This window comes from Duganella sp. GW821-FHT07F09 (genome assembly GCF_059418705.1).
The window spans coordinates 109,308-136,298 of sequence record NZ_JBWKQJ010000002.1 but is presented as its reverse complement, the minus strand read 5'-3'; the positions used below and the strand labels follow the sequence as shown (position 1 = coordinate 136,298).

General features: G+C 63.1%; 10 protein-coding genes. 6 read left to right on the top strand and 4 right to left on the bottom strand.

Features of this window, described 5'->3' with window-relative positions:
* Positions 1-13: 13 nt before the first annotated feature.
* The 4 genes from rplL to AC07P1_RS05595 all read left to right on the top strand — a co-directional run bounded on the left by rplL (position 14) and on the right by AC07P1_RS05595 (position 10,101).
* Entirely contained in the window at positions 14-388 is a 375-nt protein-coding gene (gene rplL, locus AC07P1_RS05610) for a 50S ribosomal protein L7/L12 (protein WP_090325689.1), read from the top strand.
* A gap of 297 nt (positions 389-685) precedes the next feature.
* Positions 686-4,792 (top strand): DNA-directed RNA polymerase subunit beta, encoded by a 4,107-nt coding sequence (gene rpoB, locus AC07P1_RS05605; protein ID WP_494694874.1) that lies wholly within the window; start codon positions 686-688, stop codon positions 4,790-4,792.
* A 110-nt stretch (positions 4,793-4,902) separates the two neighbouring features.
* Positions 4,903-9,135, top strand: a complete 4,233-nt coding sequence (gene rpoC, locus AC07P1_RS05600) for a DNA-directed RNA polymerase subunit beta' (RefSeq protein WP_494694873.1) — start codon at positions 4,903-4,905, stop codon at positions 9,133-9,135.
* Between the two features lie 360 nt (positions 9,136-9,495).
* Positions 9,496-10,101: an ArsR family transcriptional regulator gene (locus AC07P1_RS05595; RefSeq protein ID WP_494694872.1), complete on the top strand. Its 606-nt coding sequence runs from the start codon at positions 9,496-9,498 to the stop codon at positions 10,099-10,101.
* 22 nt (positions 10,102-10,123) lie between these two features.
* On the opposite strand, the gene AC07P1_RS05590 is transcribed toward AC07P1_RS05595, so the two are convergent.
* The 4 genes from AC07P1_RS05590 to AC07P1_RS05575 all read right to left on the bottom strand — a co-directional run bounded on the left by AC07P1_RS05590 (position 10,124) and on the right by AC07P1_RS05575 (position 15,476).
* Positions 10,124-11,542, bottom strand: coding sequence for a sensor histidine kinase (locus tag AC07P1_RS05590; protein WP_494694871.1), 1,419 nt, complete (start codon positions 11,540-11,542; stop codon positions 10,124-10,126).
* Between the two features lie 194 nt (positions 11,543-11,736).
* Positions 11,737-13,542, bottom strand: a complete 1,806-nt coding sequence (locus AC07P1_RS05585) for a DUF885 domain-containing protein (protein WP_494694870.1) — start codon at positions 13,540-13,542, stop codon at positions 11,737-11,739.
* A gap of 204 nt (positions 13,543-13,746) precedes the next feature.
* The gene (locus AC07P1_RS05580; protein WP_494694869.1) at positions 13,747-14,919 is read right to left on the bottom strand and encodes an HPP family protein; all 1,173 of its coding nucleotides are present in this window, start codon (positions 14,917-14,919) and stop codon (positions 13,747-13,749) included.
* Positions 14,920-14,987: 68 nt separating this feature from the next.
* Positions 14,988-15,476, bottom strand: coding sequence for an Lrp/AsnC family transcriptional regulator (locus AC07P1_RS05575; protein WP_494694868.1), 489 nt, complete (start codon positions 15,474-15,476; stop codon positions 14,988-14,990).
* 217 nt (positions 15,477-15,693) lie between these two features.
* Here AC07P1_RS05575 and AC07P1_RS05570 point away from each other — a divergent pair, with 217 nt between their 5' ends.
* Positions 15,694-17,796, top strand: a complete 2,103-nt coding sequence (locus AC07P1_RS05570; protein ID WP_494694867.1) for an aminotransferase class V-fold PLP-dependent enzyme — start codon at positions 15,694-15,696, stop codon at positions 17,794-17,796.
* Between the two features lie 351 nt (positions 17,797-18,147).
* Positions 18,148-26,940, top strand: coding sequence for a GH36-type glycosyl hydrolase domain-containing protein (locus AC07P1_RS05565; protein WP_494695365.1), 8,793 nt, complete (start codon positions 18,148-18,150; stop codon positions 26,938-26,940).
* Positions 26,941-26,991: the final 51 nt, after the last annotated feature.

Below are 26,991 nucleotides of genomic sequence, written 5' to 3'. Positions count from 1 at the left end.
ATTGGAGTTTCAAATGGCAATTAGCAAAGACGACATCCTGGCAGCAGTTAGCGAAATGTCCGTAATGGACCTGAACGAACTGGTCAAAGCTTTCGAAGAAAAATTCGGCGTTTCGGCCGCAGCAATGGCAGCTCCAGCAGCTGGCGGCGCCGCAGCTGGCGCGGTTGCTGAAGAGCAAACCGAATTCAACGTTGTTCTGACCGAAATCGGCGCGAACAAAGTTGGCGTCATTAAAGCAGTTCGCGAAATCACCGGTCTGGGCCTGAAAGAAGCCAAAGACGTGGTTGATGGCGCTCCTAAGACCGTCAAAGAAGCCCTGTCGAAAGCTGACGCTGAAGCCGCTAAGAAGAAGCTGGAAGAAGCTGGCGCCAAGGCTGAACTGAAGTAATCAAGTTGTACGGCGGCTAGTTAGCGCCTCGAGCCAAAGCTGCGGATTTCCTTTCGAAAGGGAGGAAATCCGGCTTTGGCTCCTTTGTCGTCCTCGTCGTATTTGTAGCGTATTGTCCGACGCTGCAGTGGTTAGTAGTTTATTCAAATCAGCTGGAAATGGTAGAGATTTCAGGTTTCGTCTGTGTGACATGCAGCCGAGATTGTTGCTGAAGTGGCTGTGGATCGATTGACATTGATCATCCGCGCACTGGCAAAACCTGAATTTTTTATCCTTTCTGTCACTCACGGAGTGTCCATGCACTACTCATTTACTGAGAAGAAACGCATTCGCAAATCATTCGCGAAGCGCGCCAACGTTCACCACGTTCCGTTCCTGCTGGCTACCCAGCTCGAGTCCTACCATAGTTTCCTGCAGGAAGACGTCGCACCGTCGACCCGCAAGAACGACGGCCTGCAGTCGGCCTTTACCTCGATATTCCCTATCGTTTCGCACAATGGCTTTGCGCGTCTCGAATTCCTGTCGTATGTCCTGGGCGATCCCGCCTTCGACGTCAAGGAATGCCAACTGCGTGGTCTGACGTTCGCGTCGCCGCTGCGCGCCAAGGTGCGTCTGGTGATCCTGGACAAGGAATCGCCGACCAAGCCGGTCGTCAAAGAGATGAAGGAACAGGAAGTCTACATGGGCGAACTGCCTTTGATGACGACCACCGGTTCGTTCGTCATCAACGGTACCGAGCGCGTCATCGTTTCGCAGCTGCATCGCTCCCCTGGCGTGTTCTTCGAGCACGACCGCGGCAAGACCCACTCGTCGGGCAAACTGCTGTTCTCCGCGCGTATCATTCCTTACCGCGGTTCGTGGCTGGACTTCGAGTTCGACCCGAAAGACATCCTGTTCTTCCGCGTCGACCGCCGCCGCAAAATGCCGGTGACGATACTGCTGAAGGCTATCGGCATGTCGCACGAGCAAATCCTGGCGAACTTCTTCGTCTTCGACAATTTCAACCTGCGTTCGGAAGGCGCGGAGATGGAATTCGTTGCCGAGCGTCTGCGTGGCGAAGTCGCCCGCTTCGACATCGTCAACAAGGAAGGCAAGACCTTGGTGCTGAAGGACAAGCGCATCAACGCCAAGCACGTGCGCGACATCGAATCGAACGGCATCAAGCATATTTCCGTGCCGGAAGACTACCTGCTGGGCCGCGTCTTGGCCAAGAACATCGTTGATCCGGAGACCGGCGAAGTCGTCGCGTCCGCCAACGACGAGCTGACCGAAGACGTGCTGGGCCGCCTGCGCGAAGCCAACATCAGCGAAATCCAAACGTTGTACACCAACGATCTGGACCAGGGCGCCTACATTTCGCAAACCCTGCGCATCGACGACACCGCCGACCAGATGGCCGCCCGTGTCGCGATCTACCGCATGATGCGTCCTGGCGAACCGCCAACGGAAGACTCGGTCGAAGCGCTGTTCAACGGCCTGTTCTACAGCGCCGACCGCTACGACCTGTCCGCCGTCGGCCGCATGAAGTTCAACCGCCGCATCGGCCGCGACGAACTGACCGGCGCCATGACGTTGTCGAACGAAGACGTGCTGGCCGTGATCAAGATCCTGGTGGAACTGCGCAATGGCCGCGGCGAAGTCGACGATATCGATCACCTGGGTAACCGCCGCGTGCGTTGCGTCGGCGAACTGGCCGAAAACCAGTTCCGCGCCGGCCTGGTGCGCGTCGAGCGCGCCGTCAAGGAACGCCTCGGCCAGGCCGAAGCGGACAACCTGATGCCGCACGACCTGATCAACAGCAAGCCGATCTCGGCCGCGATCCGCGAATTCTTCGGTTCGTCGCAGCTGTCGCAGTTTATGGACCAGACCAACCCGCTGTCGGAAATCACGCACAAACGCCGCGTTTCCGCCCTGGGACCTGGCGGTCTGACCCGCGAACGCGCCGGCTTCGAGGTGCGCGACGTGCACCCGACCCACTACGGCCGCGTGTGCCCGATCGAAACGCCTGAAGGCCCGAACATCGGCCTGATCAACTCGCTGGCGCTGTACGCCCGCCTGAACGAATACGGCTTCCTGGAAACCCCGTACCGCAAGGTCGAAGGTTCCAAGATCACCGACCAGATCGATTATTTGTCGGCGATCGAAGAAGGCCGCTACATCATCGCTCAGGCGAACGCGACCATCAGTGCCGAAGGCACCTTGAGCGACGAGCTGGTCTCGGCCCGTGAAGCCGGCGAAACCATTCTGGTGTCGCCGGAGCGCATCCAGTACATGGACGTCGCGCCAGGCCAGATCGTGTCCGTCGCCGCGTCGCTGATTCCATTCCTGGAACACGATGATGCGAACCGCGCATTGATGGGTGCCAACATGCAGCGCCAGGCCGTTCCTTGCCTGCGCCCTGAAAAAGCACTGGTCGGTACCGGTATCGAACGCACCGTGGCAGTCGACTCGGGCACCACCGTGCAGGCCCTGCGCGGCGGTATCGTCGACTACATCGATGCGGGCCGTGTCGTGATTCGCGTGAACGATGACGAAGCAACCGCCGGCGAAGTCGGTGTCGACATCTACAACCTGATCAAGTACACCCGTTCGAACCAGAACACCAACATCAACCAGCGTCCTATCGTCAAGGTGGGCGACCGTGTGGCCAAGCGCGACGTGATCGCCGACGGCGCATCGACCGACCTGGGTGAATTGGCGCTGGGCCAGAACATGACCGTGGCCTTCATGCCATGGAATGGTCTGAACTTCGAGGATTCGATCCTGATCTCGGAAAACGTCGTCAAGGACGACCGTTACACGTCGATCCACATCGAAGAACTGAGCGTCGTTGCTCGTGATACCAAACTGGGCGCGGAAGAAATCACCCGCGACATCTCGAACCTGGCCGAGAACCAGCTGGCTCGTCTGGATGAGTCCGGTATCGTTTACATCGGCGCCGAAGTGCAAGCCGGTGACACCTTGGTCGGTAAAGTGACGCCTAAAGGCGAAACCCAGCTGACCCCGGAAGAGAAGCTGCTGCGCGCGATCTTCGGCGAGAAGGCTTCGGACGTCAAAGACACCTCGCTGCGCGTGCCATCGGGCATGATCGGCACCGTCATCGACGTGCAAGTGTTCACCCGCGAAGGCATCGTCCGCGACAAGCGCGCGCAACAGATCATCGACGATGAACTGAAGCGTTTCCGCCTCGACTTGAACGACCAGATGCGTATCGTGGAGGGCGACGCCTTCCAGCGTCTGGAAAAAATGCTGATCAACCAGGTCGTCAACGGCGGTCCGAAGAAGCTGGCCAAAGGCGCCAAGATCACCAAGGAATACCTGGATGATCTGGACCGTTACCACTGGTTCGACATCCGTCCAGCCGACGATACGGCCGCCACCGCCCTCGAAGCGATCAAGGAATCGATCAATGAGAAGCGTCACCAGTTCGATCTGGCCTTCGAAGAGAAGCGCAAGAAGCTGACGCAAGGCGACGAGCTGCAACCTGGCGTGCAGAAAATGGTCAAAGTGTATCTGGCCGTTAAGCGCCGCCTGCAGTCGGGCGACAAGATGGCGGGTCGCCACGGTAACAAGGGTGTGGTTTCCCGTATCGTGCCGGTCGAAGACATGCCATACATGGCCGACGGCACGCCGGCGGACGTGGTGCTGAACCCGCTGGGTGTTCCTTCGCGTATGAACGTGGGTCAGATTCTCGAGACCCACCTTGGTTGGGCGGCAAAAGGCCTGGGTATCCGTATCGGCGAGATGCTGCAACAGCAGATCAAGGTCGAAGAGATGCGCAAGTTCCTGACCACCGTCTACAACGAGAACGGCCGTCCGGAAGATCTGGACCAGTTCGACGACGAAGAGATCATGAAGCTGGCGAACAACCTGAAAAAGGGTGTTCCGTTCGCCACTCCGGTGTTCGACGGCGCGCACGAGTCGGAAATCCGCCGCATGCTGGATTTGGCGTACCCTGACGAGATCGCCACGAAGCTGGGCATGACCCCGTCGAAGAACCAGGTCACGATGTACGACGGCCGCACCGGCGAAGCGTTCGAGCGCAAGGTCACCGTTGGCGTGATGCACATGCTGAAACTGCACCACTTGGTCGACGACAAGATGCACGCGCGTTCGACCGGTCCGTACTCGCTGGTGACGCAGCAGCCGCTGGGTGGTAAAGCCCAGTTCGGCGGCCAGCGCTTCGGTGAGATGGAGGTGTGGGCACTGGAAGCGTACGGCGCATCGTACGTGCTGCAAGAGATGTTGACCGTGAAGTCCGATGACGTCAACGGCCGTACCAAAGTGTACGAAAACCTGGTCAAAGGCGACCACGTGATCGACGCCGGTATGCCTGAATCGTTCAACGTGCTGGTCAAGGAAATCCGTTCGCTGGGTATCGATATCGACCTCGAACGAAACTAAAAGACAGGAAACACTGTCGTTTGGTTTGAGAAACGCAAAGCCCGGCTGGGTAACCAGTCCGGGCGATGTAGTCTCAGGAATTAGAAGTTTAATCACCTCTGGAGTGATACATGAAAGCACTGCTCGATCTATTCAAGCAAGTACAGACGAACGAGACCTTTGACGCGATCAAGATCGGTCTCGCTTCGCCTGAAAAAATCCGTTCGTGGTCCTACGGCGAAGTTAAAAAGCCGGAAACCATCAACTATCGTACCTTCAAGCCTGAGCGCGACGGCCTGTTCTGCGCCAAGATCTTTGGTCCTATCAAGGACTACGAATGCCTGTGCGGCAAGTACAAGCGCCTCAAGCACCGCGGTGTGATCTGCGAAAAGTGCGGCGTTGAAGTCACGCTGGCCAAGGTGCGCCGCGAGCGCATGGGCCACATCGAGCTGGCCTCGCCGACCGCCCACATCTGGTTCCTGAAATCGCTGCCGTCGCGTCTGGGCATGGTCCTGGACATGACCCTGCGGGACATCGAACGCGTGCTGTATTTCGAAGCATACGTGGTCACCGATCCAGGCATGACCCCGCTGAAGAAGTGCCAGATCATGTCGGAAGACGACTACGCCGCCAAGTACGAAGAGTACGGCGACGACTTCACCGCCTTCATGGGCGCCGAAGGTATCCGTGAACTGCTGCGCTCGATCGACATCCACCGCGATGCCGAGACCCTGCGCGTGGAACTGAAGGAATCGAAGTCCGAAGCGAAGATCAAGAAATACGCCAAGCGTCTGAAAGTGCTGGAAGCGTTCCAGCGTTCGGGCATCAAGCCTGAGTGGATGATCATGGAAGTGCTGCCGGTGCTGCCGCCGGAACTGCGTCCGCTGGTCCCGCTGGACGGCGGCCGTTTCGCGACCTCGGATCTGAACGATCTGTATCGCCGCGTGATCAACCGTAACAACCGTCTGAAGCGTCTGATGGAGCTGCGTGCTCCAGAGATCATCACGCGCAACGAAAAGCGCATGCTGCAAGAAGCGGTCGACTCGCTGCTGGACAACGGCCGTCGCGGCAAAGCGATGACCGGCGCCAACAAGCGTCCGCTGAAATCGCTGGCAGAGATGATCAAAGGTAAGGGCGGTCGTTTCCGTCAGAACTTGCTGGGTAAGCGCGTCGACTACTCGGGCCGTTCGGTCATCGTGGTGGGTCCGCAGCTGAAACTGCACCAGTGCGGTCTGCCGAAGCTGATGGCCCTCGAGCTGTTCAAACCGTTCATCTTCAACAAGCTGGAACTGATGGGCTTGGCTACCACGATCAAGGCCGCTAAAAAGCTGGTCGAGATTCAAGAGCCGGTCGTCTGGGACATCCTGGAAGACGTGATCCGCGAACACCCGATCATGCTGAACCGTGCGCCAACCCTTCACCGTCTGGGTATCCAGGCTTTCGAGCCGGTCCTGATCGAAGGCAAGGCCATCCAACTGCACCCACTCGTCTGCGCGGCATTCAACGCCGACTTCGACGGTGACCAGATGGCTGTGCACGTTCCGCTGTCGATCGAAGCGCAGATGGAAGCGCGTACGCTGATGCTGGCGTCGAACAACATCCTGTTCCCGTCGAACGGCGAACCGTCGATCGTTCCTTCGCAGGATATCGTGCTGGGTCTGTACTACGCGACCCGCGAAGCGATCAACGCGAAAAACGAAGGCATGCTGTTCCAGGACGTGTCGGAAGTCATCCGTGCCTACGACAACAAGGAAGTGGAACTGACGACCCGCATCACCGTGCGTATCGTCGAGCATCCAAAGGATCCGGCGACGGGCGAATTCGTCCGCACCGTGACGCGTTACGAGACCACGATCGGCCGCGCCATCCTGTCGGAAATCCTGCCGAAAGGCCTGCCTTTCTCGGTGCTGAACCGCGCGCTGAAAAAGAAAGAAATTTCCAAGCTGATCAACACCTCGTTCCGTAAGTGCGGCCTGCGCGCGACGGTCGTGTTTGCCGACCAACTGATGCAGTCGGGCTTCCGCCTGGCGACCCGTGCCGGTATTTCGATCTGCGTGGACGACATGCTGGTACCGCCACAAAAAGTGACCCTGATTTCGGCCGCGGAATCCGAAGTCAAACAGATCGAGCAGCAGTACGCTTCGGGTCTGGTCACCGCCGGCGAGCGTTACAACAAGGTCGTCGACATCTGGGGCAAGACCTCGGACGAAGTCGGCAAGGCCATGATGGACCAGCTGAAAGTGGAAGACGTCATCAAGCGCGACGGCACCAAGTCGACCCAGGAATCGTTCAACGCGATTTACATGATGGCCGACTCGGGCGCCCGCGGTTCGGCGGCGCAGATTCGCCAGCTGGCCGGTATGCGTGGTCTGATGGCGAAACCGGACGGTTCGATTATCGAAACGCCGATCACCGCGAACTTCCGCGAAGGTCTGAACGTTTTGCAGTACTTCATCTCGACCCACGGCGCTCGTAAAGGTCTGGCCGATACGGCGCTGAAAACCGCGAACTCGGGTTACCTGACCCGTCGTCTGGTCGACGTGACCCAGGATCTGGTCGTCATCGAAGATGATTGCGGCACGACCAACGGCACCTTGATGAAGGCGATGGTCGAGGGTGGTGAGGTTATCGAAGCGCTGCGCGACCGTATCCTCGGCCGCGTGGTGGTCAACGACGTCGTCAATCCGGAAACCCAGGCTACGCTGTACGAAGCCGGCACCCTGATGGACGAGGACATGGTCGAAGAGATCGAGCGTCTGTCGATCGATGAAGTCAAGGTCCGCACCCCGCTGACGTGCGACACGCGCTTCGGCCTGTGCGCCAAGTGCTACGGCCGCGATCTGGGCCGTGGCATGCTGGTCAACGCCGGCGAAGCCGTCGGTGTGGTCGCCGCGCAGTCGATCGGTGAACCAGGTACCCAGCTGACCATGCGTACGTTCCACATCGGTGGTGCGGCGTCGCGTGCGGCGGTGGCCTCGTCGGTCGAAGCGAAGTCGAACGGTACCATCCGTTTCACCTCGACGATGCGTTACGTCACCAACGGCAAGGGCGCGCAAATCGTCATTTCCCGTTCGGGCGAAGTGCTGATCACCGACGACCACGGCCGTGAGCGTGAGCGTCACAAGGTGCCGTACGGCGCGACCCTGATCGTCAAGGACGGCATGGTCATCAAGGCCGGTACGGCCCTGGCGACCTGGGATCCGCTGACCCGTCCGATCATCACCGAGTACGCCGGTGTGGTGCGTTTCGAGAACGTCGAAGAAGGCGTGACCGTTGCCCGTCAGGTCGACGAAGTGACCGGTCTGTCGACTTTGGTCGTCATCGATGCGAAACGTCGCGGTTCGTTGACCAAAACGCTGCGTCCACAGGTCAAACTGTTGAACGACTCGAACGAAGAAGTCAAGATCGCCGGCACCGAACACTCGGTGGCGATCGGCTTCCAGGTCGGCGCGCTGATCATGGTCAAAGACGGCCAGGCGGTATCGGTCGGCGAAGTGCTGGCACGTATCCCGACCGAATCGCAGAAGACCCGCGATATTACCGGTGGTCTGCCGCGCGTTGCCGAGCTGTTCGAAGCACGTTCGCCGAAGGACGCGGGTATGCTGGCTGAAGTGACCGGTACGGTTGCATTCGGTAAGGAAACCAAAGGTAAGCAGCGTCTGGAAATCACGGACATGGACGGCAACAAGCACGAGTTCCTGATCACCAAGGACAAGCAAGTGCTGGTGCACGACGGCCAGGTGGTGAACAAGGGCGAGATGATTGTCGACGGCCCGGCCGATCCACAAGACATTCTGCGTCTGCTGGGTATCGAAGCGCTGGCCCGTTATATCGTCGACGAAGTGCAGGACGTTTATCGTCTGCAGGGCGTTAAGATTAACGACAAGCACATTGAAGTCATTGTGCGTCAGATGCTGCGTCGCGTTCAGATCGTTAATGCCGGCGACACCAACTATATCGTTGGCGAGCAGGTTGAGCGTTCGGAACTGCTGGATGAAAACGACCGTATGAATGTGGAGAATAAGATCCCCGCAACCTACGAAAACGTTCTGCTGGGTATTACCAAGGCATCGCTGTCGACCGATTCGTTTATCTCGGCCGCATCGTTCCAGGAAACCACCCGCGTTCTGACGGAAGCCGCAATCATGGGCAAGCGCGATGGTCTGCGCGGTCTGAAAGAAAACGTCATCGTTGGTCGTCTGATTCCAGGCGGCACCGGTCTGGCATTCCACCGCGCTCGCAAAGAGAAAGAGCAGTGGGAAGTGGAAGAGCGTCAAGCTCTGCTGCTGGCAGAAAAAGCCTCGATGTCCGGCGGCGATGTGGAAGCGACCGAAACGGTTGCCCCGCACGACGGCGAAGCGTAATAGAAATAAAGCGCAATATAGAACGGCACCCTCGGGTGCCGTTTTTTTATTCGAGCCAAGAAATATATTAGGTACCGTTAGTGAAATAACTTAAAAGAGCAGACCGAAACATTTAAAGCCTGCAAAAAACCAGAACCCGAGCGACATAAATTGAAACATACGCCTGGGGCCTCTGGCGGCCGCGCCACCCCGGAGACACGTAGGGCGGATTAGGCGGCACGCCGTAATCGGCCAAGCGCCGCCGACACCGCCAACCGCGCGCACGCGCGCCGTGCCCCACGGTATAGTCCGTATAGCATTGGTGGACCTGACCCCGGAGTTTGCGCCAGCAATTAGTTCGTTCATGCTAAGATCTGGCTCATGATCGCTCAAGCCCTCTTCACCCCCGCCCAGCAGAAACTGCTGGGCTTGCTCTTTGTACGTGTCAATCAGGGTTTCCACTTGAACGAGATCATGCGGCTGACCGGACTGGGCAGCGCATCGGCCCAGCGCGAGCTCAAACGCCTGCACGAGTCCGGTGTCATCACGTCGGAACGCATCGGTAATGTGCGCCGTTTCAAACCCAACAAGGATTGCATCGTGTTCGGGGAATTAAGCAGCCTGGTCAAGAAAACCTTCGGCCTGGTCAGTGTATTGAATTCGGCACTGGCGCCGCTGCAGCATGTATTGAACGTTGCCTTTGTGTATGGCGCGACGGCCAAGGAGCACGAGGGCATGGATACGCCCGTGGAGTTGTTGCTGATCGGGGATAACACCAGCTACGGAGAGTTATTATCCAGGCTGCCGGTGGCCGAACGCTTATTGCGCCGAAAAATCAATCCCAACCTGTATTCGATCCCCGATTTTAAGCGTCGCCTGCGCGAGCAACAGCCATTTATTCTGCAGGTATTGCGCGAGCAGAAAATCTATGTGCTGGGCGATGAATCCGATCTGGAAAAAGTCAGCAACGAGGAAGCGGCAATTTAATCTTCGCGGGTTAAGATTCCATCTAATACCTCACCGCCTGTTCATCCGTCCACGCGGCGGAAACCTGTCTTTGCGGGAACGATAAAGAAAACCGCGTGTATCGCCCGGCCTGGGATTCGCAGTGAATCTTTCCGCCAAACGCGGTAATCACTTGCTCGCAAAACGCCAGCCCCATCCCCGTGCCGCCGCCATTATGCCGAGTGCTGTAAAACGGTTCAAAAACATGGGGCAGGACATCGGCCGGTATGCCGGTGCCGGTATCGGTGACCAGCAGTTTTTTATCGGCGCCGTCGATAAAGAAAGCGATCTCCAATTCTCCCCGCCCCGCCGATTTGATCGCGTACAACGCGTTCTTGAACAGGTTGTATAAAACGTAGACGAGCAGCACGTCCGAGCCGAAGAACGTGAAGTCGTGTCCGCCCTTGACCACCACCCTGTCCCGCATCGAGCTTTCGAACGGGTAGCAGGCCAGCGCCTCCTCGACGCATTTCTTGATCGAATGGTTGGCAAAATCACTACGGCTGAGCATGCCGGCGCGCGCCGAGGCCAGCATCATGTCGACCACGAAATTCGAGCGGCTGATCTCGGCGTCGATGTGCTGGGTCAGCTTGCCGAGGTAGTTCAGTTGCGCAGATTGCAAGGTCGGTTCGATCAGCTTGTGTTCGACCGCCAGATGGTAGCCGGCCAGCAGCTCCGGCAGCGACTTGGCCAGCACCCGCGACTGGCTGCGGATGGTGGCCAGCGGCGTGCGCATCTCGTGGGCGATCGAGGCGGCGACCTCCATCGGGTCGGCCAGCAGGTTGTGCCGGACCATCGCCTGGGCGATCAGGCCGAGGCTGGCGGCGATGAACAGCACTCCCGGCGGATAAAACTGCACGCCGTAGTTGCACAGATAATCGACCGATGCGAAAAAGTAAATCAGCATGCTGACCAGGCAATAGCGCAACCTGGTCTTCTCGGTCGAGACGGCCAGTTGCTGGCGGCGGTACAGCAGCCACAGGCTGCGGCCGACGACGAGCACCGTGTGCAGCAGGTGCAACACGTGCAGCGGACCGGCCTTGGGATAAAAGCCGAAAAAGTAAGCGTACAGGCCTGCGATGAGCCAGTCGCTGCTCAGCAGGATCACGCCCAGTAGCCCGCCGAACAGATAGGACAGTTCGACCCAGCGGCGTTCGCTGCGCTGGGCGGTGAGTTCGGCGACGAAATGGTACAGGGTGGTCGGCAGGAACAGGATCAGCAAATAGCCGAGCTTGGCCGCCGCGAGCGCCTCGTCCGGGTCGCGGATCTGGAACAGAATCGCCCACGAGAACTGCCAGCAAAAGGTGGTGGTGCAAAGTAGAAATAAGGTCAGACTGACCCGGCTCACTCCCCGCGAGTGCAACACGTATGCCCCGTAGCTCAGGAAGAGTAGCGAGACAATGGCGGGCAGGAGAGAGTGCATGTGCGCATTCGACAGGCTTGATGAAAGTCGAAGTATTGCGCGACCCGGAAGAGGGCGCTTGTATTTCGGGTGGGTTCTTGCGATAGATCAAAGTAGCGCATGTTTGTGTCAACGCTGGCGGAGCGTGTAACAAATGCGGTGAAAACACGGCAAGCGGGACCGCCGCGATGTCGTCATCGTGGCGGCCCTTGCACTTAGCGCTGGGACGCGATCCAGCGGTCGACCTTTTCCTCCAGCAGGGCCAGCGGCACGGTGCCGTCGCCGAGCACCACTTCGTGGAACTTCGGCAGGCTGAAGCGCTCGCCCAGCGCCTCTTCCGCGCGGTGGCGCAGTTCGACGATCTTGAGCGAACCGATCTTGTAGCCCAGCGCCTGGCCCGGCCACGCCATGTAGCGTTCGGTTTCGGTCTTGGCGTAGTCGTCGTAGCCCAGGGTGTCGTGCATGTACTGGATGCTTTGCTCGCGCGTCCAGCCCTGCGCGTGCATGCCGGTGTCGACCACCAGGCGGGTGGCGCGCAGCAACTCGTCGTTCAAATGGCCGAAGTATTGCGCCGGATCGTCGAACAAGCCCATTTCCTTGCCCAGGGTTTCGGAATACAGCGCCCAGCCTTCGGTGAAGGCGTTGTTGCCGCCGTATTTGCGGAAGTCGGGCAGGTTCAGTTCCTGCATCAGCGCGATGTGGAAGTGGTGGCCCGGCTTGCCCTCGTGCAGGAACAGGGTGGTCATGCCGGTGCTGCCGTACTTGGTCGGATCGTTGACGACCGACCAGAACACGCCGGGACGCGAGCCGTCGCCGGCCGGCGCCGTGTAGTGGTCGGACGCGGTGGCGCGGCTCAGCTCAGGCTCCAGGCGCAGGTCCAGTTTGGCCTTGGGCATCAAGGTGAACATTTGCGGCAGCTTGGTGTCGAGCACGTCGTTCAGCTTGTGGAACACCGCCTGCACTTCCGCCTCCGTCTTGAACGGGCGGAACTTGTCCTGCGCGGCGACCCACACCGGCAGGCCCTTGGCCGGGCCGTTGTAGCCGAGCTTGGGGCCGAGCTCGGCGAACTGCTGCTGGATGCGCGCCACTTCGCGCAAGCCGATGGCGTGGATCGCGTCCGGTTTGAGCGTGGTCGTGGTGGCGTTGGCGACGCGCGCCTGATACCAGGCGGCGCCGTCCGGCAGCGCGCCCAGGCCGGTCGAGGTGCGGCAGGCCGGCAGGTAATCCTTTTCCAGGAAGGTGGCCAGGCGGGCCAGCGCCGGCATGATGTCGTCGCCGACGGTCTTGCGGTAGGCGGCCGTCAGGCGCTGCTTGTCGGCGTCGCTGAAGCCGGCCGGCAGTTTCTTGATCGGCGTGTAGAAGATGCTGGCTTCGGGTGTGTCGCTGACCAGCTTCTTGAACTGAGGCAGCGCCGAGACCATGATAGCCTTCGGCTGGGTGATGCCTTTTTTCATGCCTTCGCGCATGTTGGCGATGGCTTGGTCGATCCAGGCCGGCATCTGCGAGATGCGGCTCAGGTAGGCGTCATATTCCTTGACGGTGGCGATCGGCTGCGACGCCTCGCCGCCGGCGTAGTTGGCCAGCACCACCGGTACGCTGTCCATCTGCGTGACCGGCAACAGATGCTCGGGGAAGCGCTCCATGGCCAGCAGGCCGCGCAGTTCGTAGGCGAGGATGTCGAGGTTGAGGCGGTCTTCGGCGTTCAGGTGGGCGCGCTTGATGGTCTTGAGGCGCTTGCTGAAGTCGCGGTACATCTTGAACTGCAGCGCGCGCTTGCCCGGCGAGATGCTCAGGCCGAGCTGGTCGTCGTAGCGGTTGTCGCCGTTCTCGGTGGCGCCGATCGGCTCGTAGCGGGCGACGGCGTCGTAGTATTGGTCGGCGATGGCGAGCAGCGCCTGGTGCGCCGGCGTGGCGCTAACCCGTGGCACGGCGGTCGCCGGGGCCGCGATGCTGTTGCCAATTGGAACGAACACCAGCGCGAGCGCGGCCGCGACGCTGGCAAGACGGGTTGCATGCTTCATGTTTTGTTTCCTGATCAATGATAACTCTGGCGGCGACTAGCATAAGGCATAGCGTCGACCGGCCAAGAAACAAATTGTATCAAGCTGGCGGACACGAGAACCACGTAGGGCGGATTAGGCGGAACGCCGTAATCGGCCATGCGTGCGCGACCGGCGGCGCACGCAATGGCCGATTACGCTGCGCTAATCCGCTAAGCTTTAACCTTACGCGGCAGCTTCCGCGAAACGGCTCTCATATAGCGCCGCCACCAGATCCGACTGCGTGATGATGCCGGCGAAGCGCTGCTCGGCGTCAACCACCGGAATGTGATGGAAGCCGGAGTCGGCCATCAGCGGCACCAGGTCGACGATGGGCGTGTCGAGTTGCGCCGTGGTGGGGTGGTGCGTCATGATCTGGCCGACCACCTCGGCTTTTTCCGTGTGCGTGACGCCGCTCTTGCGCAGGAAGCGCCGCAGTTGCCGGCGGATGTCGCCATAGTTATCCAGGCCGCCATGGTCGAGGAAGTCGGTTTGCGTGACGATGCCGATCACCCTGCGCGCGCGGTTGAGCACCGGCAAGGCCGCCACGTGGTGGCGCCGCATCAGCTGCCACGCCTGCTCCAGGTCGGTGCCGAACTCGGCGCTGACGATGTCGCGCGACATGATGTCCTCGCAATTGATGATGCCGAAGCGGCGCTGGTAGGCGCGCTGCTCGGTCTGCATGAACAGCGATTCCAGATCGTCGCGGCTGATGTCGAGCACCTGGTCGTGCTGCTTGAGCACGGCGTCCAGGTCCTCGGGCTTGAAGCCCAGCCGCACGGTCGGCACCGCGTCCCCGGTGCCGTGCGGATTCGGATGGGCGGCCTGCTGCGTGTGCGGATAGCGGCGCCCGGTCAAGTTGTTGTAGACGATGGCCATGCCCGTCAGCAGCGCGGTGTTGACCAATACCGTCAGCAGCGCGAATTCGAAACCGGCCGCGTGCACGGCGGGGCCGCCGATGACGGTGGTCAACGCCACCGCGCCGCCGGGGGGATGCAGGCAGCGCAACGCGAACATGGCGGCGATGGCCGCGCCGACGGCCACGCCGCACAGCACCGGCAGCGGCAGACTGTCGCCCAGCCAGCGCACGCAGGCCGCGCCCACCAGTCCGCTGACGACGTTGCCGCCGATGGCGGACCAGGGCTGGGCCAGCGGGCTGGCGGGCAGCGCGAACAACAGCACGGCCGAGGCGCCCACCGGCGCGACCATGAAGATGGTGGCGCTGCTGGGCTCAAGCAGGAAGTGGCTGAGGACGGCGGTGGCCAGCAGGCCGCACAGGGCGCCGATGGCGGCACGCAGCTGTTCGGCGCCGCTGGCGGTGGTGGGGCTGGGCAGCCAACGGTCCAGGAAAGCGCGCATGGGGCTTAATGAGTATTTTAAATGAGCATTATCCCATGCCGGGCCGGCTCATGCACGCACGTTGCACCTTATTGGTGCGATTCGTGGTGGGACACCAGCTCCAGCGGCAGCGCCGTCGTGTATTTGATCTGTTCCATCGAGAACGCCGACGACACGCCGGTGAGCTGGCCGACCTTGATCAGGCGCTTGTAAAACGCGTCGTAGCCGTCGATGTCGGTGGTGACGACCTTGAGCAGGTAGTCGACGTCGCCGCTCATGCGGTGGAATTCCTGCACTTCCGGCAAGGCCATGACGGCGGCGGCGAAGCGGTCTAGCCACTTGGCGTCGTGCTGGCCGGTGCGCACGCTGACATACACCGTCACCGGCAAGCCGACCTTGCGCCGGTTGACGATGGCGACGCGGCTTTCGATATAGCCTTCCTCCTCCAGGCGCTTGACCCGTTTCCAGCAAGGCGTGCTGGACAGGCCGACCTTCTCGCTGAGCGCGGCGATCGAGAGCGTGCCGTCGGCCTGCAGCGCCGCCAGGATGGCGCAGTCGAATTTATCGAGTGAATTCATGTGGAATGTGGTGAAAAAGAAGAATGAACATCCTGCACTTTATCAGAATCAGGGATCGCTCGGCCCCACGGAAGAAAAGTTGATTTCTACCGGATTGATCCATAGTTAAGCATACCCATGCTAAGACGTGGAACAATGACGGACTATTTTGGCATACTTTCACCCTGGCGCTTGGGTAAACTGTTCAGCTGACCTATCCCTCTTCGCGGCGAACACCATGACCACTGAAATTTACCTCGACGGCAATGCCACCACCGCCGTCCTGCCCGCGGCCATCGGCGCCGCCATCGACGCCATGGGCCAACGCTTCGGCAATCCGAGCAGCACCCACGCCACCGGACTCAAGGCCAAAGCCATGCTGGACCAGACGCGTGCGTGCGCGGTGCGCCTGCTGGGTGTCGGCGACGGCCGCCTGATGTTCAACAGCGGCGCCACCGAAGGCATCCAGACCTCGGTGCTGTCGGCGCTGGTCGCCTTGCGCGAGCGCCAGGCGCGCGGCGAGGCCATCGGCAGCCTGCTGGTCTATGGCGCCACCGAACACAAGGCGGTGCCGGAAAGCCTGGCGCACTGGAACCGTTTGCTGGGCTTGAATCTGACCCTGCATAAATTGCCGGTAGACGCCGACGGCGCCCACGATCTGGCGCTGCTGCGGCAGGTGGCCGGTTCGGCCGCGCTGATCTGCACCATGGCCGCCAACAACGAAACCGGCGTCGTCAGCGATCTCGACGGTATCGAGGCGGTCATCAGGGAAACCGGCACGGCCGCCTACTGGATGGTCGACTGCGTGCAGGCGCTGGGCAAGCTGGGTTTGAATCTCGCCGCCACCCGTATCGACTACGCGCCATTTTCCGGCCACAAACTTTACGCGCCCAAGGGCGTGGGCATGTTGTACGTGCGCGCCGGCGCGCCGTTCACGCCGCTGATCATGGGCGGCGGCCAGGAATCGGGTCAGCGTTCCGGCACCGAGAACATGGCCGGCATCGCCGCGCTGGGCGTGGTGCTGGCCGCGCTCGAACGTGGCGACACCTTCCGCAGCCACGACGAGCTGTGGGGCTTCCGCGCGCGGCTGGCGGACAGCCTGCGCGCGGCCTTGCCCGGCGTGGTGTTCAACAATCCGTTCGACAAGGCGTTGCCGACCACGCTCAACTTCTCCGTGCCCGGCCTGTCGAGCCGCGAGTTGATGGACGTGTTCGACGCGGCCCAGGTGCGCGTCAGCGCCGGCAGCGCCTGCTCTTCGGCCAAGGCCGCGCCCAGCTACGTGCTCGACGCGATGGGCGTGCCGTTGTGGCGCAGCGCCGGCGCCATCCGCATGTCCTTCGGTCCGTTGGCCGACGAGCAGACCATCGCCGCCGCCTGTGCCCGCATCGAGCGCTGCGGCGCCGCGCTGCGCGCCAGTTGCCTGATCCCATCCGAAAGCGCCGCCGTGCCGCACGACGGCTTGCTGCAACTGGGCGTCGAAGGCGCGTGCAGCTGGCTGGTGCTGGACGCGGCCAGCGGCGCTTGCGTGGTCATCGATCCGTTGCCGGAGATGACGTCGCGCATCGCCTCGTATGTGCGCTGCCAGAACTATCGCGTGCTGGCCGTCGTCGGCACCATGCCCGACGCCGCCCGCCAGTCGCTGGTGGATGCGCTGGGCGATCATTATGCCGGCGGTGCCGTAGATGAATTCGGTTGGCCGGCCGCCGCGCCGGTGCCGCTGGTGGTGGCGTTGGAGGGCGGCGCGCCCGCGCGCGCGATCACGCTCGGCGCACAAGTGCTGGTGAGCATGGCCGTCGGCGCCGGCAAGGGGGCGCGCGCGTATCTGCTGGGCGTTGCCGACGGCGACCGCATGCCAGCCTCGGCTGTTCGCTTCGCGTTCAGCGCGGGCTCGCGCGAGCAGGCAATGGAGGCCGTCAGCGGTCCGCGCACTTTGCTGTGCCCAACGCGCGACGATCAAAATCAATTCTGTGCGAGTATGGCCAAGCGCTCGTCGGCAATGTTGACTGCCGAGACGCAACTGGTCGCGCAGTCCGGCATGCAACTCGATAGCGCCGAGCTCGACGCGTTTTTGAGCGCGCATCCGGACGCGGTGTTGATCGACGTGCGCGAGGCTTATGAATTCGCCGCCACCGTCGTGCCCGGTCCGGGAGGCCGCGTCGCGCATAGCGTGCCGTTGAGCCGCCTGGCGGGACAAGCCAGTGTATGGTTGCGCGAGGAGCAGCGGCCGCTGGTATTTTTCTGCCGCAGCGGCAACCGCAGCATGAAAGCCACGCAATGCCTGCGCCGCCTCGGCCACGACCAGGCGTACAGTCTCAGCGGTGGCCTGGCGTTGGCCGCGTGACTGTACGCAGTTGGCCGAACACGCTGCGCGTCACGGAGACACGTAGGGCGGATTAGGCGGAACGCCGTAATCCGCCACGCGCCGCCAACACCGCTTGCGGCGGATGCGAAGACTACGCAAAAATGCAAGCCACCCCAAGGGCCGCCACGGCCCTTTTCTTTTGCTCCAGACCCAACACTCGCGGCTGTATGTACGTCAGCGTACAGTCCCCTGCCGTGCGCCCAAGTACGATGCCTTAGCACATAATTTCCCATTCGCAGATTCGTCGCGCCCGTAGCCGGAGCGCGGCCGCGTCTCGCATGCAACATAGCGAGGTATAACTTGAAAAAGACCAATCCCCTGATGCCCGAGATGACGCTCGGCTTCCGCGAATCGACCACGGCCTCCCTGGTGTCCGACGAAGATGACGAAGACCTGCCCTTACGTGCCGAGCTCTTCAGCGCCGCGCAAATGGGCGCGCACGGCAGAACGCTGGCGGCGCACCACGAACTGAGCACGCGCGGCGGTCCCGACCAGTTGCTGTCGCGCCTGACGGAAAACGCCGACTTCATCAACGCAACCTGCGACGAACTGACCGAGGCCGTCAAGGCCGGTCGGCAGATCACGCCCGCCTCCGAATGGCTGCTCGATAACTTCTACCTGATCGAAGAGCAGATCCGCATCGCCCGCCGCCACCTGCCCAAGGATTACAGCAAGGAGCTGCCGCGCCTGAGCCGGGGCGCGCCGGAAGGTTGCCCGCGCGTCTACAAGCTCGCGCTGGAGATCATCTCGCACGGCGACGGCCGCGTCGATCCCGAATCGCTGTGCCGCTTCGTCGTCGCCTACCAGGAAATCGCGCCGCTCAAGCTGGGCGAGTTGTGGGCCATCCCCATCATGCTGCGCCTGGCGCTGATCGAGAACCTGCGCCGCGTGGCCGTGCGCGTGGCCGACAACCGCGCCGACCGCGACCTGGCCAACAGCTGGGCCGACCAGATGACCGAGGTGGTGGAAAAAAATCCGAGCGGCCTGATTTTGATGGTGGCCGACATGGCCCGCTCCAATCCGCCGATCACCAGCGCCTTCGTCGCCGAACTGGCGCGCCGCCTGCAGGGACAAAGCTCGGCGCTGACCCTGGCGCTGTCGTGGATCACGCACCGCCTGGCCGAATCGGGCCACACCATCGAGCAGCAGATCCAGGCCGAGATCCAGCAGCAGGCGGCCGAACAGGTGTCGATCGCCAACAGCATCGGCAGCCTGCGCTTCCTCGGCACCATGGACTGGCAGGAGTTCGTCGAGACCATGAGCGTGGTCGAACAGACCTTGCGCCAGGACCCGGCCGGCGTATACGGCCGCATGGAGTTCGCCACCCGCGACCAATACCGCCATTCGGTCGAGAAGATCTCCAAGCATTCGCGCCTGTCGGAAGTCGAAGTGGCGCAGCATGCCTTGCAACTGGCCGTGGCGCACGCCAACAGCGGCGACGAGCGCCACAGCCACGTCGGTTTCTATCTGATCGGCGACGGCCTGGCCGCGCTGGAAAAACAGACCGGCATGCGCCGCCCGTGGCGCGAAGTGTTCCGCCACACGTCGGGCGCCTCGCCGCTGACGTCCTACCTGGGCGCGATCGCCGCCATCACCTTCGTCGCCACCGCGCTGCTGCTCGAACGCGCCGCCTTCCATGGCGTGAACGGCATCGTGCTGGTGGCGCTGGGCGTGCTGGCGCTGCTGGGCAGCAGCCAGCTGGCGCTGAGCCTCGTCAACTGGGTGACCACGCAGATCACCCGTCCCAATCCGCTGCCGCGCATGGACCTCGACGACGGCATTCCGGCCGAGGGCAGGGCGTTGGTCGTGGTGCCGACGCTTGCCTACAGCAAGGACAACATCGAAGACCTGTGCGAACAGCTGGAAGTGCGCTTCCTCGCCAACCGCGATCCGAACCTGGTGTTTTGCCTGTTGACCGATTTCGCCGACGCCCCCGCCGAAACGCTACCCGGCGACGCCGCGCTGCTGGAGCAGATGCAGCACCGGATCGAACAACTCAACCGCAAGTACGCCGTCCATCCGAGCGGCGAACCGGCCACGCCTTTCCTGCTGCTGCACCGTCCGCGCCTGTGGAATCCGCAGGAAGGCGTCTGGATGGGTTATGAACGCAAACGCGGCAAGCTGCAGGACCTGAACCGCTTCCTGCGCGGCGGCGCGCGCGACAAGTTCTCGGTCGCCGTCGGCGATATCAGCCGGCTCGAAAGCATCAAGTACGTCATCACCCTCGATACCGACACCCAGCTGCCGCGCGACGCGGCGGCGCAGTTCATCGCCACCATGATGCATCCGCTGAACCGCCCGCGCGTGGACGCGGCGCGTGGCTGCGTGGTCGAAGGCTACGGCATCCTGCAACCGCGCGTGGCCGTCAGCCTGCCAAGCGAGAACGCCTCGCACTACGAAAAGCTGTGCGGCGGCGAGCCGGGTATCGACCCGTACACCCGCACCGTCTCCGACGTCTACCAGGATGTGTTCCTGGAAGGCTCCTTCATCGGCAAGGGCATCTACGATGTCGACGTCTTCGAGCAGGTGCTGGGACACCGTCTGCCCGACAACCAGGTGCTCAGCCACGATCTGTTGGAGGGCTGCTATCTGCGCGCCGGCTTGCTGAGCGACGCCCAGTTGTACGAGGAATATCCGAGCCGCTATAGCGATGACGTCAGCCGCCGCCAGCGCTGGATACGCGGCGACTGGCAGCTGATCTCGTGGCTGTTCGGCCGCGTGCCCGGCCCCGGCCGCAAGCGCGAGAAAAATCCGCTGTCGCTGCTGTCGCGCTGGAAGCTGTTCGACAACCTGCGCCGCAGCCTGACCGCGCCCGCGCTGGTGCTGTCGTTGATCGTCGCCTGGCGCTGGCTGCCCGACCCGTGGCTGTGGACCGGCGCCGTGTTGACCGTGATCTTCCTGCCGCCGTTTGTCAGCGCGCTGCACGACGTGCTGCACCGGCCCAAGGACACCTTGTGGAGCCAGCATCTGCGCGCCACCATGCGCCGCACCGGGCTGCAGTTCTCGCACGCGATGTTGATGCTGGTGTTCCTGCCGTACGAGGCCTACTTTAGCCTCGACGCGATCGTCCGCAGCGTCTACCGCATGACGGTGTCGCATAAACACATGCTCGAGTGGCGCGCGTCGGCGCTGTCGCGCACCGGCGCCAACGCCAGCACCTGGATCAGAATGTGGCCGGCGCCGGTGCTGGCGCTGTTCGTCGGCGGCATGCTGCTCGGTTGGCGTCCCGCCAGCCTGGCGCCGGCCGCGCTGTTCCTGCTGGCGTGGCTGGTGGCGCCGGCCGTGGCGGACTGGATCAGCCGTCCGATCAAGCGCAAGGACGCGCAGCTGTCGCCGGAACAGAACGTGTTCCTGCACAAACTGGCGCGCCGCACCTGGGCTTATTTCGACCGCTTCGTCGGCCCCGACGACAACTGGCTGCCGCCCGATAACATGCAGGAGCATCCGGTGCAGGTCATCGCCCACCGCACCTCGCCGACCAATATCGGCATGGCGCTGCTGGCCAACCTGAGCGCCTGCGACTTCGGCTACATCACGGTGTCGCAGCTGATCGCGCGCACCGGCGCCACGCTGGACGCGATGGATAAGCTGGAGCGCCACCAGGGCCACTTCTATAACTGGTACGACACGCAAACCCTCAAGCCGCTGCACCCGATCTACATTTCGACGGTCGACAGCGGCAACCTGGCGGGCCACCTGCTGACGTTGCAGCCCGGCCTGACCGGCATGTTCGACCAGCCGGTCCTCGGTCCTCAAATCATCGACGGCATGCTGGCCACCGCGCGCGTGCTGGAAGAGACGCTCAACGACGCCGCCACCGCCGGCACGCCGGCCGCCAGCGCCACTGTGGTAAGCGTCGCCAGCGCCGATGGCGCCACCGACGGTGTCGCGCCGCCCATCGCCAGCCAGGGCGCCGAATCCATCGCCACGCCACCGGATCTGGCGCCGTTGCTGGCGCTACTGGCCGCGAAGCCGGACCCCACCCATCTGCAGCAGTTGAACGGATGGCTGGTGCTGGCCGCGCAAGCCGCCGAAGCGCTGCACGCGCAGGTCGAACCGCAAAGCGACGCCGCGATGTGGAGCGCTTCGCTGGTCCGGCAAAGCAACGCCGCCCTCGACGAGCTGGCGCTGTTGACGCCATGGGTCAATCTGTCGGCCGATACCGTGTTCGACACCAGCATGACGCGCGTGCCGACCTTGCGCGAACTGGCCAGCCTGTCCCATGCCAGCGCCGCCATTCCGGTGACCGACCTGGCCCCGGTCGAGCGCGAACGCCAGCAACAACTGGCGCAACTGCTTGAGCAGGGCAGCGCCGCCGCGCACGAGCGCATGCGCGTGCTGGCCGAACTGGCGCAGCGCAGCTGCGCCTTCGCCCAGATGGAATACGGATTCCTGTACAACCCGACCACCAACCTGTTGGCGATCGGCTTTAACGTCAGCGAGCGCCGCCTCGACGCCAGCTACTACGATTTGCTGGCGTCGGAAGTGCGCCTGGCCAGCTTCATCGCCATCGCCCAGGGGCAGCTGCCGCAGGACCACTGGTTCGCGCTGGGCCGCCAGTTGTGCATCGTCGCCGGCAAGCCGGTGCTGCTGTCCTGGAGCGGCTCGATGTTCGAGTACCTGATGCCGCTGCTGGTGATGCCGAACTACCCGAGCACCTTGCTCGACCAAACCTACAACGCCGTCATCGACGCGCAGATCGACTACGGCAAACGCCGTGGCGTGCCGTGGGGGATTTCCGAGTCCGGCTACAACACCGTCGACGCCAACCTCAATTACCAGTACCGCGCCTTCGGCGTTCCGGGCCTGGGCCTCAAGCGCGGCCTGGCCGACGACCTGGTGATCGCGCCTTACGCCACCATGATGGGACTGATGGTGCAGCCGGAAGCGGCGTGCCTGAACCTGCAGAAGATGGCGGGCCTGGGCTTCATGGGCCGCTACGGCTTCTTCGAGGCGATCGACTACACCGCCTCGCGCCTGCCGCGCGGCCAGAGCTGCGCCGTGGTGCGCTCGTTCATGGTCCACCACCAGGGTATGGGCCTGCTGTCGCTCAGCTATCTGCTGCACGACCGGCCGATGCAGCGCCGCTTCGAATCCGATCCGCTGCTGCAATCGACCTTGCTGGTGCTGCAGGAACGCAGCCCGCAGGCCGGCGCCTTCTATTCCAACACCACCGAGCTGGCGGCGCTGCGCACCACCGTGCCCGACCAGCAGGCCGCGCCGATGCGCGTGCTGACCCAGCACAGCACACCGGTGCCGGAAACCCAGTTGCTATCGAACGGCCGCTATCACGTCATGGTCACCAACGCCGGCGGCAGCTACAGCCGCTGGCGCGACCTGGCCGTGACGCGCTGGCGCGAAGACAGTACCCGCGACAACTGGGGCAACTTCTGCTACGTGCGCGACCTGGACGACGGCCAGTTCTGGTCCACCACCTATCAACCGACGCTGGTCGATCCGCGCAAGTACGAAGTGATCTTCTCGGAGGGACGCGCCGAGTTCCGCCGCTCCGACCGTGGCCTGGACCTGTACACGGAAATCGTGGTCTCGCCGGAAGACGACATCGAATTGCGCCGCACCCGCATCACCAACAAGAGCGACAGCGTGCGCACCATCGAGGTGACCAGCTACGCCGAGGTGGTGATGGCGCCGGCCGCCGCCGATGCCGCCCACCCGGCCTTCAGCAAGCTGTTCGTGCAAACCGAGATCCTGCGCTCCCAGCAGGCGATCCTGTGCACGCGCCGTCCGCGCGGCGGCAACGAGGCCATGCCGTACATGCTGCATTCGATGACGGTGCACGACGCGCCGGTGGTCGAGGTGTCGTTCGAGACCGACCGTTCGCGCTTCCTTGGCCGAGGCAACACCGCCGCCGCGCCGCGCGCGCTGCTGGAAAGCGGCCCGCTGGGCGGCGCCGAAGGTTCGGTGCTCGATCCGGTCGTGGCGATCCGTTACACCATCACGCTCAAGCCGGACCAGATGGCCACCGTCGATATCGTCACCGGCATGACCGAGCAGCGCGACGCCGCGCTGCACCTGATCGACAAATACCAGGACAGGCACCTGGCCGACCGCGTGTTCGAACTGGCGTGGACCCACAGCCAGGTGGTGCTGCGCCAGCTCAACGCCAGCGAGGCGGACGGGCAACTGTACGGCCGCCTGGCCAACTCGGTCATCTATCCGAACGCCGCGCTGCGCGCCGACGTCGGCACGCTGGTCAAGAACCAGCGCGGCCAATCCGGCCTGTGGGCGTACGCGATCTCCGGCGACCTGCCGATCGTGCTGCTGCAGATCAAGGACCCCGCCAACATCGATCTGGTGCGCCAGATGGTCCAGGCGCACGCCTACTGGCGCCTCAAAGGCCTGGTGGTCGACCTGGTGATCTGGTACGAGGACCAGTCGGGGTACCGGCAACTACTGCATGAACAGATCATGGGATTGATCGCCTCCGGCATCGACGCCCAGGCGGTCGATCGTCCGGGCGGCATCTTCGTGCGCCTGGCCGACCAGATCTCCAACGAGGACCGCATCCTGCTGCAGTCGGTGGCGCGCGCCATCCTCAGCGACAGCCGCGGTTCGCTGGCCGAGCAGATCAAGCGGCCCGGCCCGCAGTCGATGCGCATGCCGCCGTTGCTGGCGGACGGTCGCGGCGACTACGGCACCACCGTGCCAGCCGCCCGCCCGGCGCGCGCGCTGATGCTGGAAAACGGCATCGGCGGGTTTACGCCGGACGGGCGCGAATACGTGATCACCACTAGCGAGGGCCAGCGCACGCCGGCGCCGTGGTCCAACGTGATGGCCAATGCGCACTTCGGCACGGTGATCTCGGAAAGCGGCCAGGCCTACACCTGGCACGAGAACGCGCATGAATACCGCCTGACGCCGTGGCACAACGATCCGGTCAGCGATGCCAGCGGCGAAGCGTTCTACCTGCGCGACGAGCAGACCGGCGAGTTCTGGTCGCCGGCCGCGCTGCCCGCGCGCGGCGCCGGCGACTACGTCACGCGCCACGGCTTCGGCTACAGCGTTTTCGAACATAGCGAGAACGGCATAGCCACCGAGATGACGACCTTCGTCTCGACCGACGCGCCGATCAAGTACACGGTGCTCAAGGTGCGCAACGATACGCTGGTGGCGCGCAAGCTCACCGTCACCGGCTATGTCGAATGGGTGCTGGGCGATATGCGTTCCAAGTCCGGCATGCACATCCTCACCGAGGTCGACGCGGTCAGCGGCGCGATGTTCGCCCGCAATCCGTACAACACCGAGTTCACCGGCCGCGTCGCCTTCTTCAATTGCGACGCCAGCCTGCGCTCGATCACGGGCGACCGTGGCGAATTCCTGGGCCGTAACGGCTCGCTGGCCGCGCCGGCCGCGCTGCGCCGCGCGCGCCTGTCGGGCAAGGTCGGCGCGGGGCTCGACGCCTGCGCCGCCATCCAGGCGCCGTTCGACCTGCTGCCGGGCCAGGAGCGCGAGATCGTCTTCGTGCTTGGCGTGGCCGGCCGCCGCAACGCCGACGCCAGCAGCATGGTGCAAAAACACCGCAGCGCCGGCGCCGCGCAGGAGGCCCTGGCCGCCGTGCACGCGCACTGGGAAAAGACCCTGGGCGCGGTGCGCATCGAAACGCCGGAACCGGAGCTCGACGTCATCGCCAACGGCTGGCTGATGTACCAGACCATCGCCTGCCGCATCTGGGCGCGCAGCGGCTACTACCAGTCCGGCGGCGCGTTCGGCTTCCGCGACCAGCTGCAGGACGCGATGGCCACCATCCACACGCAACCGCACCTGCTGCGCGACCAGTTGCTGCTGTGCGGCGCCCACCAGTTCCTCGAGGGCGATGTGCAGCACTGGTGGCATCCGCCGTCGGACCGTGGCGTGCGCACGCACTGCTCGGACGATTATCTGTGGCTGCCGCTGGGCGCCTGGCGCTATGTCGCCAGCACCGGCGACATGAGCGTGCTGGAGGAAAACCTGCCTTACCTGGAGGGGCGCGCCGTCAAGCCGGAAGAGGATTCCTACTACGACATGCCGAGCCGCTCGGGCCAGAGCGGCACCCTGTACGAGCATTGCGTGCAGGCGATCCGCCACGGCCTGCGCTTCGGCGAACACGGTCTGCCGCTGATCGGCTCCTGCGACTGGAACGACGGCATGGACAAGGTGGGCGAGCATGGCAAGGGCGAGAGCGTGTGGCTGGCCTTCTTCCTGTGCGAGGTGCTGCAACGCTTCGCCGACGTCGCCGACATGAAGGACGACACGGTGTTCGCATCCGAATGCCGCGAGGAGGCCAGGAAGCTGGCCGCCAACGTCGAATTGAACGCCTGGGACGGCGAGTGGTACCGCCGCGCCTATTTCGACGACGGCACGCCGCTCGGCTCCCACACCAACGAGGAATGCCAGATCGATTCGATTTCGCAGAGTTGGGGCGTGCTGTCCGGCGCCGCCGATCCGGCGCGCGTGCGCGGCGCCATGGAGCAGGTCAACCAGCGCCTGGTGCGGCGCGATTCGGGCATCATCCAATTGCTCGATCCACCGTTCGACAAGGCCGGCCCCAACCCCGGCTACATCCGTGGTTACGTGCCGGGTGTGCGCGAGAACGGCGGCCAGTACACCCACGCCGCAATCTGGACCGCGATGGCGTTCGCCCGCCTGGGCGACACGGAGCGGGCCTGGGAACTGGCGCGCATGATCAATCCGGTCATGCACGGCGGGACGGCGGAGGGCACGGCCAAGTACAAGGTCGAGCCTTACGTGGTCACGGCCGACGTCTACGCCGTTGCGCCGCACGTGGGGCGCGGCGGCTGGAGCTGGTACACCGGCTCCTCGGGCTGGATGTACCGTCTGATCATCGAGTCCCTGCTTGGTCTGACGCGCGGCGCGCAGCAACTGACTCTGTCGCCACGCATGCCGGCCGGCTGGAACAGCTTCACGCTGACCTACCGTTACGAGACATCGTCGTACGTGATCCGCGTGCTGCATGATGGCGACGCCGGCGCGGTGCCGGTGTTGACGGTCGACGGCGTGCCGCAACAGGAACAGGCGATCGCGCTGGTCGACACGGGCATGACGCACCAGGTGGAACTGCGGTTGCCGGCGCGGCCTGCCATTCCCGGGGAGGAACGACTGTAATCGTTTACTCAATTTAGTGCGCGAATGTCTGAATAGACAATAAAAATCGAA

Bases quoted from the DNA above. Each gene is read 5' to 3' on its own strand.
- rpoC (WP_494694873.1), top strand. From the start codon at position 4,903: ATGAAAGCACTGCTCGATCTATTCAAGCAAGTACAGACGAACGAGACC.
- AC07P1_RS05570 (WP_494694867.1), top strand. From the start codon at position 15,694: ATGACCACTGAAATTTACCTCGACGGCAATGCCACCACCGCCGTCCTG.
- rplL (WP_090325689.1), top strand. From the start codon at position 14: ATGGCAATTAGCAAAGACGACATCCTGGCAGCAGTTAGCGAAATGTCC.
- AC07P1_RS05595 (WP_494694872.1), top strand. From the start codon at position 9,496: ATGATCGCTCAAGCCCTCTTCACCCCCGCCCAGCAGAAACTGCTGGGC.
- AC07P1_RS05580 (WP_494694869.1), bottom strand. From the start codon at position 14,919: ATGCGCGCTTTCCTGGACCGTTGGCTGCCCAGCCCCACCACCGCCAGC.
- AC07P1_RS05575 (WP_494694868.1), bottom strand. From the start codon at position 15,476: ATGAATTCACTCGATAAATTCGACTGCGCCATCCTGGCGGCGCTGCAG.
- AC07P1_RS05590 (WP_494694871.1), bottom strand. From the start codon at position 11,542: ATGCACTCTCTCCTGCCCGCCATTGTCTCGCTACTCTTCCTGAGCTAC.
- AC07P1_RS05565 (WP_494695365.1), top strand. From the start codon at position 18,148: ATGACGCTCGGCTTCCGCGAATCGACCACGGCCTCCCTGGTGTCCGAC.
- AC07P1_RS05585 (WP_494694870.1), bottom strand. From the start codon at position 13,542: ATGAAGCATGCAACCCGTCTTGCCAGCGTCGCGGCCGCGCTCGCGCTG.
- rpoB (WP_494694874.1), top strand. From the start codon at position 686: ATGCACTACTCATTTACTGAGAAGAAACGCATTCGCAAATCATTCGCG.